At 57.9% G+C, this 644-nt stretch carries 1 protein-coding gene; it reads left to right on the top strand.

Annotation, left to right across the window (positions count from 1 at the left end; all coding sequences use genetic code 11):
- Positions 1 to 644, top strand: a 644-nt coding sequence (locus AC01Y6_RS10925; protein ID WP_476671556.1) for a GspE/PulE family protein, incomplete at both ends; no start/stop codon positions are given.

The following is a 644-nucleotide window of genomic DNA, read 5'->3' as shown; positions in this document are numbered from 1 at the left end:
ATTGAGGGACTTCGATGCTCTCGCTCGTACGGATTATCCCTCGATGCTTTCCGTCATCAAACTCACGTCGGGGATGAACATCAGCGAGAAGCGCCTCCCCCAGGATGGCCGACTCAGACACCGGATTGGGGGGACCAGGGTGGACCTGCGGGTTTCCACCGTCCCCACGGTCTACGGAGAGCGCGTGGTCATGCGTTTGCTCAAGCGAGCGGAAAACATTCCCGAGGTGGAGGACCTGGGTTTTCTTCCCGACACCTTGGAGAAGTTTAAAAAGCTTATCGCCCAGCCCTACGGGCTCATCCTTATCACCGGGCCCACGGGCTCGGGAAAGAGCTTCACCAACTTTTCGGCCTTGAAGCGGATAAGGAGCCCCGAAAAAAACATCCTGACCGTTGAGGACCCGGTGGAGTACGAAATTCCGGGCATTTCGCAAGTCCAGGTAAAACCCCAGATCGGGCTCACCTTCGCCTCGGTTTTGCGCTCTTTCCTCAGGCAAGACCCCGATGTGATCATGGTGGGGGAGATCCGCGATGAGGAAACCGCCAGGATCGCAATAGAAGCCGCCCTCACGGGGCACCTGGTTTTGGCCACTTTGCACACCAACGATGCCTCTCAGGCCATCCTGAGGCTGGAAGAGATGGGAC

The sequence above is a fragment of the Thermus sp. genome (assembly GCF_056332225.1).
Note: the sequence above shows the minus strand (reverse complement) of the source record. Positions and strands in the feature narration are given on the sequence as shown.